A 12,160-nucleotide genomic window follows, 5' to 3' on the forward strand; every position below is an offset into this window, starting at 1 on the left:
GTTTTTCTAAGAAAAATAGGATGTAGAAAAAGTGCGTCCAAAATGCTATGCCGCGCTTTGCGCTCTTCGCTTCGCATTTTGTCGAACCTCTCGGTTCGAACACTTCCGGGCGTAGCCTGTTTGCTTGCAAACAGGACCAGGCGACTGAAGTATTCTGCTATTTCAGCCTGTTTGCTGGTGGTGTAGTGAATTTAGATTGTTTTAAATTGAGGGAGAAGGATAGATTCGTCGGTCACTGCGTTTCCTCCTCACCGCTTCGCGGCGCACTGAACTGCGTCCAAAATGCTACGCCGCGCTTTGCGCTCTTCGCTTCGCATTTTGTCGAACCTCTCGGTTCGAACACTTCCGGGCCAACTGCATCCATGCATTGGCCTTTATTTCGGAGTGATTGATCTTTCAGTGTGTTTATCTAAAATGGCGCGCCCGGAAGGATTCGAACCTCCGACCCCCTGGTTCGTAGCCAGATACTCTATCCAACTGAGCTACGGGCGCGTGTACTGGCGGAGAGAGAGGGATTCGAACCCTCGATGGGATTTCTCCCATACTCCCTTAGCAGGGGAGCGCCTTCGACCTCTCGGCCATCTCTCCAGTCAATGGAGGCGAAGTATATCAGGTATTTATGTGACGTCAACACCATTATCAGTTAATAAAAATGATTTTATTTAGATAAATTCCAAAAACTTAGGATTACTGTTATCTTTGATATGAAAAATTTGGCGCTTGTCAGCTACAGTGACATGTATCAGGAGGAGTAATGAAACAAAAGTCGAATTTAAACGGTAGGCGAGTATATGTAGTGGATGGTAGTCGAACACCGTTTTTAAAAGCAAAAGGAGTTGGTCCTTTTACCGGGTCAGACTTGGCAGTAGCTGCGGGTATGCCATTGTTAAATCGTCAATCTATTAGCCCCACTGATTTGGATGAGGTCATTATTGGTTCTGCAATGCCAGGTCCTGATGAGGCGAATATTGCGCGAGTTGTTGCTCTGCGCTTGGGCTGTGGTGAAAAAGTTCCAGCCTTCACTGTGATGAGAAATTGTGCTTCTGGTATGCAAGCTCTTGATAATGCAGCGTTGCAAATTGCCAATGGTCGTAGTGACCTGGTCTTAGCGGGGGGTACTGATGCTATGAGTCATGCGCCCTTACTATTTAATCAAAAGATGGCATCCTGGCTGGCTAATTGGTTTGCCGCTAAAAGTGTTGGTCAGCGCCTCGGTTTAGTGACTCAATTTAGACCTTCTTACTTGGCGCCAGTAATTGCTTTATTGCGTGGTTTGACTGATCCCATAGTGGGCATGAACATGGGACAAACCGCTGAGAAAGTGGCTTATCGCTTTAATATTAGTCGTGAGCAAATGGATGCTTTTGCCAGTGAGAGTCACCAGCGTTTAGCGCATGCCTTTATAGAAGGACGTATGGATGAAGTTGTTCCTATTATTGACACAAAAGGTCGTGTCTACTCGCAAGATGATGGTATTCGTCCAGATTCTACTGTGGAAAAATTAGGTAAATTAAAACCTTTTTTTGATAAAAAATATGGCATGGTTACAGCAGGTAACAGCTCCCAAATTACCGATGGGGCCTGTTTGTTATTATTGGCTAGTGAAGATGCTGTTAAAAAGCATAAACTTCCTGTCCTTGGTTGTATTGTCGATTCACAATGGGCTGCTCTCGATCCTTCACAAATGGGATTAGGACCAGTACACGCGGCTACACCGATTATGCAGCGTCATAATTTGAAACCCGCTGATTTTGATTGCTGGGAAATTAATGAGGCTTTTGCTGCCCAGGTATTAGGTTGTTTAGCAGCCTGGGATGACGAAGACTATTGTCGTACCCAACTAGGATTGAAACAGGCAATGGGGGCTCCTTCTCTTGCGCAACTGAATAAAGATGGCGGAGCTATTGCTGCTGGCCATCCAATTGGCGCGAGTGGTGCTCGTATCGTGCTGCATGTATTGCAATCATTGAAACACAGTAATGGAACTCGCGGAATGGCTGCCATTTGCATTGGTGGGGGGCAAGGCGGGGCAATGTATCTGGAACGCGTGACAGAGGTGAAAGGACATGAGTAACTATAAACATTGGGAAATACAAACAGATGCAGACCATATCGTTTGGTTAGGTATTAATCGCAAAGATACGGCGGTAAATGCTATCAATAGTGATGTTTTAGATGAATTAAATGGTCTTTTGCAAGAGATCGCTCAGAAATCAGATGCAATAGGCTTGGTTATTTACTCTGCCAAACCCAAAGGTTTTATCGCTGGTGCTGATGTAAATGCTTTTTCGAAGTTTGATACACCAGCAGAAGCAGTTGATTTTTTAAGACAGGGACAAGCTGTTTTTTCACGCCTGGAAGCTTTGTCGATACCTACAGTAGCTATGATTGATGGTTTCTGTATGGGCGGTGGTTTAGAGCTAGCCCTTGCTTGTAATTATAGGATTGCCACTGACGATAAAGATACCCGTTTAGGTTTGCCTGAAATTATGCTCGGTATCCATCCTGGTTGGGGTGGAACAGTCCGTTTGCCACGTTTGATAGGTGGGTTTGATGCGTTATCTAAAGTTATTTTGACTGGTGTGCCGATCGTTGCTGCCAAAGCCAAGCAACTAGGATTTGTTGATGATGTAGTACCTGTACGTCAATTAAAGCGTGCTGCTGTTTATTACATTAAAAATAAACCTGCCAGGCATAAGCCAAGTTTTATGCAATCGTTAAGCAACTATTCGTTAGTACGTGCTGTCCTTGCCCCGATACTTCGTTATAACGTCAGCAAGCGCGTACTTAAAAAACATTATCCTGCACCTTATGCAATTATCGATTTGTGGGAAAAGGAAGGTGGAGTAGGCGAACGAGCTTATTTAAAAGAGGCCGATTCTGTTGAGCAGTTAGTTAGTCAAGGCGATACGGCAACAAACCTAATACGTGCTTTCCATTTGCGGGAACGCATGAAAAGCTTCGCTAAAGACAGTGACTTCAAAGCCCAACATGTTCATGTCATCGGTGCAGGTGTTATGGGGGGGGACATTGCTGCCTGGTGTGCTTTGCGCGGTTTACGCGTGACCCTGCAAGATAAGTCTCACCAGCAAATTGCGCCTGCGCTTGTACGAGCTTATGCACTTTTCAAAAAGAAATTGCGACAACCGCGATTAATTCAAGCTGCCATGGATCGTTTGCTCGCTGATCCGGATGGTTACGGTATTGCTAAAGCAGACGTGATTATTGAGGCCGTGTTTGAGAATCTTGCAGTTAAACAAACAATCATGAAAGAGGTCGAACAAAAGGCCAGTAAAGAAGCTATTATTGCTACGAATACATCAAGTATTCCGCTCGATGAAATCAGTCAAGTCATGGAAAATCCTACTCGGTTAATTGGTATCCATTTCTTTAATCCAGTTGCAAAGATGGATTTGGTTGAGGTAGTCAGTAGTAATAAGACGGCAAAAGACGTATCTAAACGCTCTTGTTCCTTTGTTAATCAGATTGGTCGCTTACCATTACCGGTAAAATCGAGCCCAGGATTTTTGATAAACCGCGTTTTAATGCCTTACCTCATGGAATGCGTGCAGTTGTTGGAAGAGGGGTATAGTGGTGAAGAAATTGATGAGGCAGCCAAAAATTTTGGTATGGTCATGGGACCTGTTGAGTTAGCAGATACGGTTGGGATGGATGTATGCCTGGCTGTTGCTGAAAATTTGACAGCGCATTTTGGGGGTTCAGTACCGCAAAAATTGCGTGATATGGTTAAAGAAGGGAAGCTTGGACGTAAATCAGGTCAAGGTTTTTACCGCTATAAGAATGGCAAAGCAATCAAACAAAGAATGAAGCCTACAAAATCAGCTAAAGGAAAAGATATTGCCAATCGCTTGATTCTACGCATGGTCAATGAGGCTGCTTCTTGCCTGCGGGAAGGGGTTGTTGCGGACAGTGACTTACTGGACGGGGGAATGATTTTCGCCACTGGTTTTGCTCCATTCCGTGGTGGGCCCATGAATTATGCGAAGCAATTTGGCCATGACAAATTAAATGAGCTTTTCGCTAAATTGGAAGCTCAGTATGGTGAGCGTTTCAAAGCCGACACTAGCTTGTAAAGTATTTGTGCTCCTTTTTATGGCAAGGTATCATTTCCTTGCCATATTTCATTTAGAGTAATTATTCATGTTTGTATTAAATTCTTTGCGCCTGCTGTTTATATTTCTATTAATGATTACTCTGACAGATATCTCGTTTGCTATTACTTTTGTTCTTCCTGCTGACGGTGATGTTATTGGCGAGATGCAATATGCTCGTCCCCAAGTTGGTGAAACACTGAGTGAAGTTGGTATTCGCTACGATATAGGCTATTACGAAATGATCAGAGCCAATCCACAGGTTGATTCTACAAGACCCTTGCCGCCACATACACGTTTGCTAATTCCATCACAATTTATTTTGCCGCCAGTACCGCGGGAAGGCCTGGTTATTAATTTGGCTGAGTATCGTCTTTACTATTATCCTCCAAACGATAATGTGGTGATAACCATGCCTGTAGGAATTGGTAGGGAAGGGTGGACAACTCCAATCGGTATAACCAAAGTCACTACCAAAGAACGCGATCCAATTTGGCGTCCTACAGCAAATGTACGTGCCGAGGCTGCAAAAAACGGCATACCTATACCGAATGTTTTTCCACCTGGTGATGGCAATCCTTTGGGGCGGCATGTATTGAGATTAGGATGGCCAACCTATCTTATTCATGGTACTAACCGTCGGGATGGTGTCGGAGCAAGGGTCAGTGCAGGTTGTATACGTATGATGCCGGAAGATATTGAATACCTCTTTGATTTTGTTAGTGTAGGTACTCCAGTTCGTGTGCTCAATGAGCCAGTAAAATTTGGTTTCTACAAAGGTACTCTCTACATTCAAGCTCATCCGTTACTTGCTGAACAAAAAAATAGTTCTTTGCAAGTATTGGCATATGAGCAATTAAAAAAAATGTCTGTTTTAAATAAAGTAAATAAGGAAGTGGTCCATTCAGAATTAAGTAATCCGACTGGTATTCTTAAAAAAATCAGCACTTAATTTATTACTGGCTACAGAATTTTTGAGTTTTTTTCTTGTAATAAAAATACAGGCCATGAGCAGGAAGAAGAATCAGAAAGCTTCCAAGCAGGTCAATTGGATAATGCCAGCCAAGCAAAATACAGGAAGCCAGTAAGAGGACATTAATTGGCAGCAATAAAATAAATACAATAGGCCAACAGCGAACCAGGTATAAGCAAAGCCAAGCCCAGATTGCATGGAAAGAGGGCATGGCGATCATACCGCCCTCAATAGTAGAGGGCTGGATGTAACGATGAATTTCCGTAAATTTAATACCAGTCGCATGCTGTTCAGCCATAAAGTAAGGGCTTGGAATAAAACTTGCCGGTCCCATGGTGGGCAGATAATAGTACAAGGTAAAACCAATTAAAACAGTAACAAGCAGAAGGCAATAATGTTCACGAATGTAAGAAAATTTTCCTGCAATAATTACAGCTAATGGCAAAATACTCATTTGCAGATGAAGGCTATCGTAAATATAAGCCAGTAATAATTGCAAGCGAGGGTGGTTCGCTGTCCATGCAACGATTGCTTGCATGTTGATCCCCAGGCTTGCTTCGATGGCTATTAGTTGCTTATCTATTGGTTGGAATGGTGTATATTGAACCGCATTTGTGGCAAAGGCAATCACTACCAACACCAGGAAAAAATAAAAAATTTCACGGACTGTACGTACAAAACGGCCATGTTTGCCAAATTGCAGAGAGCCACCTATCATGGCCAGGAGCAAAACTATGGCTATTAAGGAAGTACTCGGAGGGAAATAATTATTGCCTGGGAAACGGTAAAATAAAAAATTAACGGCATAGGCTACGATAGCCAAACTACAAATAATAAAGGCCGTAATTATGGGACAATATTTAGCAAAGTCCTGTACAGGCGTAGCAAGGCGATTATTCTGCATCACCACTTTGTTGTTTCTGCTTGATTGCGTGATAAATTTCTTCACGATGGACTTGGATTGATCGAGGAGCTTCCACACCGAATTTAATATTACCATGTTCTGAGGTCTTAAAAGCGACTATTTGTACAACAGAACCATTCACATGAACAGTCAATGGTTCTTCAAATGGGATGGTCACAATATTCATGCAAAACCTCTTTTGTTTTTAGTACGTTATATCGTATGGAAAGTCTAAAAGCAACGATTTTACTGGGGTCTGTTACCATTTCGACTATCTCTGCCAAAAAGCGTTAATTTATTGTGCTTTGCTGCTCATTTACTCTCATGTAAACTGGGTTTATATGCTCGTAAATGAACGCTTTTTGACTTGTAACGGACGCTAATAACTGCTGAGGCAATTCTGAAAGCAATCGGCCCTAGAAAATAGATTTTTACTAATTAATTTGTTGCAATCGAACAATCAGCCTACATTTGTCTATAATTTAGTCTTTATAGGTATGCGTTACTCACTCTTAAGCGGTTTAATTCACCGGGAAGATTTGCTCCGTAGACGAAAATCAGTTAAGATTGTGCGTTTTTTTAACCTTGCCTTACCTCAACTCATATGAGGAAGGCTATAACCCATAAGGAGAAACTATGAGACATTATGAAATAGTGTTTCTTGTACACCCTGACCAAAGCGAGCAAGTACCAGGAATGGTCGAGCGCTATGAAGGGATCATCACTAAACAAGGCGGTAAAATCCACCGCAAAGAAGACTGGGGACGTAGACAGTTAGCTTACCCAATCAAAGAAGTACACAAGGCACACTACATATTGATGAATATTGAATGTAATCAAGTTGCTTTGGACGAGTTAAAAAATGCGTTCAAATTTAATGACGCTATCTTGAGAAATTTAATCATCAATCAGAAAGAGGCGATTACCACTCAGTCTGTGTTAATGAAAAAAGAAAAAGATGACCGAGCAGCCTAAGGAGTAGTTAAATTATGTCAGCTTATTTTCGTAGAAAAAAAATGCGTCGTTTCAATGCCGAAGGCTCAAGTGAAATAGACTATAAAGATATAAATTTGTTAAAAGATTACATAACAGAAACTGGTAAAATTGTACCAAGCCGTATTACTGGTACGCAAACCCGCTTCCAGCGCCAGTTGGCTAAAGCCATTAAGCATGCGAGATTCCTGGGTTTATTACCTTACTGTGATAGCCATAGATAACAATGACTCGTTTGGGTGACTTACTACGTAAACAAGGTCATTTCCTTTTGGAAAATGACTATTATGCTTTGTTGTATATTGTAATTTGCGCATTAATACCGTTTACAGCGTGGTTATCCGCGGCGATTGTTGCATTAGTGACTTTGCGTAAAGGTTGGTTTGATGGGTTTAGAGGATTAGCCGTTGGGATTAGCTCATTACTGATCTTATCATTGATGTCCATGCCTTTATTTGGAGCCTTTGTTACCACTATCATGGCTTTTCTACCCTGTTATTTAGCTGCTGTTGTTCTTCGAGCAACAGCAAGTTGGCGAATAACAGGGGGATTTATCGTTTTACAGGCACTGTTGGGGATTATTCTGATCCACTGGTTAACTCCCGAGTTTATCACTGCTCAATACCAGTATATTCAGGTAATGCTTAAACAACTGGAAGCTGATAGTTCCGTTAATAGTCTGTTAGATAATCAAAATCAAGTAATTTTTTCTAATTACTTGGTGGGAATACAGGTTTTGAGTGTTGTGGTATCGACACTTGTTTCGCTAATGCTGGCTCGTTCTGTGCAAGCCAGGATATTTTATCCTGGTGGTTATAGACAGGAAATGCTTAACTTCCGTGCAAGCGGGTGGGGCGTTGCCTTACTAATCCTTGTCGCTATTGGGGCATATCAGTATAACCCCATTGCTCTAAGTTGTTTGCCGGTGCTTGTTTTATATTATGTATGTGCAGGGCTTAGTTTAAGCTTTAATATTTTGGCTAAAGGCAGAGGAATTAGTACCTTACTTTTGTTAGTAATACCGTTAGTACTCGTGCCTTTCGTTATGTTGCCTGTCTATGTGATTTTTGGTGTTTTAGATAGTTTGTTTAATTTTAGAATACGCTTGCAAAATGTAGGTGGAAAATAGAATAGGGGTAATAAGATGGAAGTTATTTTATTAGAAAAAGTTAGAAACTTGGGAAATTTGGGTGATAAGGTGGATGTTAAACCAGGTTATGGCCGTAATTTCCTAATTCCACAAAGCAAAGCTGTGTTTGCTACTGAGGAAAATATTGCAGCATTTGAAAAACGTCGTGCTGAACTTGAGAAAAAAGCACAGAAAACTTTGGCTGCTGCAGAGCAACGTGCCGCTCTGTTGAACGATACGACTATTGTTATTGCTGCTATGGCTAGTGACGAAGGTAAACTGTATGGTTCTGTAGGCCCGAATGAAGTCAAATACGCTTTGATTGCTAAGTCTATGGAAGTTAGCAAGCGTGAAATTGTTATGCCTGAAGGTCCTATCCATTCAATTGGTGACTATGTAATTGAAATTCATGTTCATAGTGATGTGATCGCCAACCTGCAAGTACAAATCGTTCCCGCAAAATAGTTAAAGCTAAAAAACCTGCTAGGGCATAGCAGGTTTTTTAATTATAGAATGATAACAAGCTTGGCATTTTGCTGCTTATACTCATTTACATACTGTATTGCCACTTATCACTTTCTGTATTCTCTGTGTTTTCTGTATCTTCTGCGCTTTCTGTATTTTCTGTCAGAGTAACTGCAGGGTTATGTTTTTCTAATTCTTTATTACGTGCATCTAGCATGATTGTTGTTAATTGCTCAATATTTCCTTCGGGTTCCCAAAGAGACTCTGGAAAAATACCCTTTATACATACTCTGGCAATTTGCTTATCATCCCAGCTTTGACTGATAGCCATAGGAGATGTTCTTATACTTTCGAATGAGAAATTAAAGGAGCTAATGTGGTCTTTTGTAATCTCCTGGCCAGCAAAAGTTATATTCTCTTGATTAAAAGTTGTAGAAGATTGGGCAGGTAGGGTCTTATCCCCAGAGCTTGCCACTCCTATAAATTGATTAATAGCTTGAGGATCTTTACGTATAGTCAATAACATAGCAGCTAAAGATTCAAGATTATCTTCGGGTTCCCATATCTCTTCACCGAAAACAATTTTTACTGCACGTTTGCTTATCTGTTCTTCAGGCCATCCAGTAGGGAGTTGTTGGGTTTGTGCAAAGGCGTTGTTAAAAGCTTCAATATCTCGTGGTGTAATCTCATTGCCCTTAAATAGTAGTTTCTCGGGAGGGGACTCACTTCCAGCTACTTGTTCTTTAGAGATAGTAGTTGTAGGAGATTGTTGCTCTTTAAATTCTTTAATGGCGTTTGTTTCAGGAATTTCTATATACTGCACGGCATCAACCCACTCGTTTATTTTATTAGCGCCAACAGAGCCCTCAAAAATGTCTCTATCTATTTCATTTATTTTGCCACGTATTATTTCCTGAATGGATTGCATTAATTCTTCGTCACCTTGGTATAATTTAACTTGTTCTTCTTTCGTCATATTTTCGATAGCATTTATGAACTCTTTATTTGCCAGGTCAGAGAGTATTTCTGTCCCTCTTATGATTACAACATCTGGATGAATAGCTTCCAAGGACTCTACAATTTTGTTGATAGTACCTCCACGGCACGCATGTCTTGATTCACCACCTAGATCTTTACCGTTATTATCTAAATTATATTCTCTATCTGCTAATGCCATATTTTTAGCAATCAGATTGCATCTTGCTAATGTATCTTCATTATGAGTATCGCTCGCTGGATAAGCAGCCTGATCTTTCGCTGCCAGCCACATGGTGGTTAAAGAATCGAGTATGGAACGACCCGATTTCCCATCTTTAATTCGATCTGTTTTAGCCCTTTGCAATGTATTTAATGCGTATGTTTTTTCATCAGCATTTAAATAGTCAGTTGATTTAATGAATTTTTCAATATCAAATAAAATTTTCTTTTGTAGCAGTTCCTTTTGAGATGGTGACAAAACATGGTGTCGCGTATCTAATTTATCCATAGAGCGTTTAATAGAGCGTTCAACGGAATCCAAATGGGTACTTTGAGCAATATCTTGGAAGTCTTTTCCTTCATTGAGCTGCTTCTTTAAGGTTATTGAATGATAAAGGCTGCTTACCTTATCCTTTATACTATTCTTTAGACTTTTAAAGGGCGCTAAGAATGCTTCTATTGTTTTTTCTCTTTTTTGTTGTCTGATGTCACTTCTAAATGCTTTATGTAACTCATCCAATTGTTTGGTTTGATTAAAAAAAATACCGGCTACGCCATTCATAATTTCTTTATATTGATTCGGATTTTTAGAAGTTTTCACCCGCAATGCGGTCAAAGTTGCGGAAATTTCTTCGTAATTGTCCGTTTGCGGGATCTCAAGATCCCAATGTTTGGCTAAAGCTCTTGCTGTTTCCAAATACATTGATCTGGCCTGAGTTTCAAAGAAAACTTGACCTTCCTCATTTTTAATTGAGGCTAAAGTATCTTGATCCAGGTTTTTGGTAATATATTGATCATATTTTTGGATTTTTTCGATCAAGGAAAAAATAAAAGCCTCGTCATCACTTAGTTCATTTCCTTGCGGTCTTAAATGGCTTGCCATGGTATTCACCTTACTAGTTGGCGCATTTCTCAAAGTATAGTTTATTAACTTTTTTATAGTATGGAATGAATATACAAGAATTGAATTATTATCTTTCTTAAATGCAAATTTTAGTTTTCTAAACGAATGATATCGAAAGCTGGTTCTTCGTAGGGATGACTGGTTTTTAATGCTTGAACTGCAGCGTTAAGAAATTCACCAGAGCAAAGCATCTCGACTTTGTATTCTGGAACGAAGGTCAGTTTTTGTAGCGTACCGATGCTAGGATTTGCACCTTCCAAAGGTCGAAATTGACCTTGACCAAGACATTGCCAGCAGGCTTGATCATAGTCACCTTGCCTTCCTGCACCGGTATCAAACAAGGCTTGCTTAACAATTTCCAGGTGGCTTTCAGGGACATAAAAACTTATTTTATAATGAGATGCTAATTTTTCCATTTAATGTTGCACCCCAAACTGGGTTTTTGGTCTGGGTTGATAGGTTGGTTTGCAAGCAAACAATCCAGAGCATCACGAATAGACTTGCCAGTGACTTCAATTTGGTTACCTGGTCGAGAGTCATCTAACTGCCCGCGATAGACAAGATTCAAATTGGAATCAAAAACATAAAAATCAGGGGTGCAGGCTGCATGATAAGCTTTTGCAACCTCTTGTGTTTCATCATAGAGATAAGGAAAGGGATAAGCCTCTGTCTGGGCAGTTTTTTTCATGTTATCTGGTGAGTCGTCAGGGTATTTTTCTACATCATTGGAGTTAATCGCTAAAAAGCGGACTCCTTTAGGTAAATAATCATTGGCAAGTTTGGTGAGCTCTTTATTAACATGTTTTACATAGGGACAATGGTTGCAGATAAACATAATTACTGTTGCTCTGGCTTGAGAGGAATTATCCAATCCTATCTTTTTATTACTAACTACATCGAGCAAAGAAAATTGAGGGGCAGTGGTACCGAGAGGTAGCATACTGGAAGGTGTCTTAGCCATTAAAGTCTCCCGCCTGATGAAAAGATTAATTTCAAGATAGCAATCAAGGCAAATAGTGAATTAAGAAAAGCCCATAATAAAGTGATTCGCTTACCTTTATAGGCACTGTAAAAAGCATAAATTGCGACAGCTAAGCTTCCTGCAAAAAACACCCATTGGTTTTCATAAGCGAAACCGACAGATAGGACAGCAATGCCAATAATTCCAATTAAAAGGAAAAAATTATTTATTTGGCCGCTTAACAAATAAAAACATAGAAGCTGCAGGCACAAAAGGATTGGCAACGCCATTTGTAGCGCTGTACCAATTCCCAAAAGAATTGCCCCGTGACCAGCAATAAGAATCATTTCCAGGGCTATAAAATAAATCAGCTTGAAATGCAGAGATGTGAACAATAATAGCAGTGAGCCTACTACATAATAGCTTTGCGCTGGAGTCTGTGTTAAACCAACCAATAATATTATTGAACCAATAATTCCAATCAGCAGAAATAATTCATCTTGGGTCTTTGTATTCACTTAA

Annotated in this window: 13 protein-coding genes and 2 tRNA genes; 7 read left to right on the plus strand and 8 right to left on the minus strand. The window is 40.5% G+C overall.

Features of this window, described 5'->3' with window-relative positions; genetic code table 11:
* Positions 1–415: 415 nt before the first annotated feature.
* Together Lfee_RS15305 and Lfee_RS15310 are read right to left on the minus strand one after the other, a co-directional pair.
* Positions 416–492 (minus strand) — tRNA-Arg (locus Lfee_RS15305).
* Positions 493–498: 6 nt separating this feature from the next.
* Positions 499–588, minus strand: a tRNA-Ser gene (locus tag Lfee_RS15310).
* Between the two features lie 166 nt (positions 589–754).
* On the opposite strand from Lfee_RS15310, the gene Lfee_RS15315 reads away from it, so the two are divergent.
* The 3 genes from Lfee_RS15315 to Lfee_RS15325 all read left to right on the plus strand — a co-directional run bounded on the left by Lfee_RS15315 (position 755) and on the right by Lfee_RS15325 (position 5,064).
* Positions 755–2,074 carry an acetyl-CoA C-acetyltransferase gene (locus Lfee_RS15315; protein WP_058447843.1) on the plus strand — a complete coding sequence of 440 codons (1,320 nt, stop codon included), beginning with the start codon at positions 755–757 and terminating at the stop codon, positions 2,072–2,074.
* A complete protein-coding gene (locus tag Lfee_RS15320; RefSeq protein WP_058447844.1) occupies positions 2,067–4,094 on the plus strand; it encodes a 3-hydroxyacyl-CoA dehydrogenase NAD-binding domain-containing protein in 2,028 nt (675 codons plus the stop codon). The genes Lfee_RS15315 and Lfee_RS15320 overlap by 8 nt, the downstream gene beginning before the upstream one ends.
* A 67-nt stretch (positions 4,095–4,161) precedes the next feature.
* The gene (locus Lfee_RS15325; RefSeq protein WP_058447845.1) at positions 4,162–5,064 is read left to right on the plus strand and encodes a L,D-transpeptidase family protein; all 903 of its coding nucleotides are present in this window, start codon (positions 4,162–4,164) and stop codon (positions 5,062–5,064) included.
* 4 nt (positions 5,065–5,068) lie between these two features.
* On the opposite strand, the gene Lfee_RS15330 is transcribed toward Lfee_RS15325, so the two are convergent.
* Positions 5,069–5,989 carry a phosphatase PAP2 family protein gene (locus Lfee_RS15330; RefSeq protein ID WP_058447846.1) on the minus strand — a complete coding sequence of 307 codons (921 nt, stop codon included), beginning with the start codon at positions 5,987–5,989 and terminating at the stop codon, positions 5,069–5,071.
* Positions 5,979–6,176 (minus strand): carbon storage regulator, encoded by a 198-nt coding sequence (locus Lfee_RS15335; protein ID WP_058447847.1) that lies wholly within the window; start codon positions 6,174–6,176, stop codon positions 5,979–5,981. Before Lfee_RS15335 ends, Lfee_RS15330 begins: the two co-directional genes overlap by 11 nt.
* Before the next feature lie 449 nt (positions 6,177–6,625).
* Here Lfee_RS15335 and rpsF point away from each other — a divergent pair, with 449 nt between their 5' ends.
* The 4 genes from rpsF to rplI are packed head-to-tail and all read left to right on the plus strand — an operon-like array spanning position 6,626 to position 8,576.
* Positions 6,626–6,964: a 30S ribosomal protein S6 gene (gene rpsF / locus Lfee_RS15340; protein ID WP_058447848.1), complete on the plus strand. Its 339-nt coding sequence runs from the start codon at positions 6,626–6,628 to the stop codon at positions 6,962–6,964.
* Positions 6,965–6,978: 14 nt separating this feature from the next.
* Positions 6,979–7,206, plus strand: a complete 228-nt coding sequence (rpsR, locus tag Lfee_RS15345; protein ID WP_058447849.1) for a 30S ribosomal protein S18 — start codon at positions 6,979–6,981, stop codon at positions 7,204–7,206.
* A gap of 2 nt (positions 7,207–7,208) precedes the next feature.
* On the plus strand, positions 7,209–8,111 hold the full coding sequence (locus tag Lfee_RS15350; RefSeq protein ID WP_058447850.1) for a hypothetical protein: 903 nt from the start codon (positions 7,209–7,211) through the stop codon (positions 8,109–8,111).
* Positions 8,112–8,126: 15 nt separating this feature from the next.
* Positions 8,127–8,576, plus strand: coding sequence for a 50S ribosomal protein L9 (gene rplI, locus Lfee_RS15355; RefSeq protein ID WP_058447851.1), 450 nt, complete (start codon positions 8,127–8,129; stop codon positions 8,574–8,576).
* Positions 8,577–8,661: 85 nt separating this feature from the next.
* On the opposite strand, the gene Lfee_RS15360 is transcribed toward rplI, so the two are convergent.
* From Lfee_RS15360 to Lfee_RS15375, 4 genes are all read right to left on the minus strand, one after another.
* The gene (locus Lfee_RS15360) at positions 8,662–10,656 is read right to left on the minus strand and encodes a hypothetical protein (protein WP_058447852.1); all 1,995 of its coding nucleotides are present in this window, start codon (positions 10,654–10,656) and stop codon (positions 8,662–8,664) included.
* 110 nt (positions 10,657–10,766) lie between these two features.
* Positions 10,767–11,093: a YqfO family protein gene (locus tag Lfee_RS15365; protein WP_058447853.1), complete on the minus strand. Its 327-nt coding sequence runs from the start codon at positions 11,091–11,093 to the stop codon at positions 10,767–10,769.
* Positions 11,081–11,638: a thioredoxin family protein gene (locus Lfee_RS15370; RefSeq protein ID WP_058447854.1), complete on the minus strand. Its 558-nt coding sequence runs from the start codon at positions 11,636–11,638 to the stop codon at positions 11,081–11,083. Before Lfee_RS15370 ends, Lfee_RS15365 begins: the two co-directional genes overlap by 13 nt.
* Entirely contained in the window at positions 11,638–12,156 is a 519-nt protein-coding gene (locus tag Lfee_RS15375; RefSeq protein WP_058447855.1) for a hypothetical protein, read from the minus strand. The genes Lfee_RS15370 and Lfee_RS15375 overlap by 1 nt, the downstream gene beginning before the upstream one ends.
* Between the last annotated feature and the right edge of the window lie 4 nt (positions 12,157–12,160).

It is taken from the genome of Legionella feeleii (assembly GCF_001467625.1).
Taxonomy (GTDB): domain Bacteria; phylum Pseudomonadota; class Gammaproteobacteria; order Legionellales; family Legionellaceae; genus Tatlockia; species Tatlockia feeleii.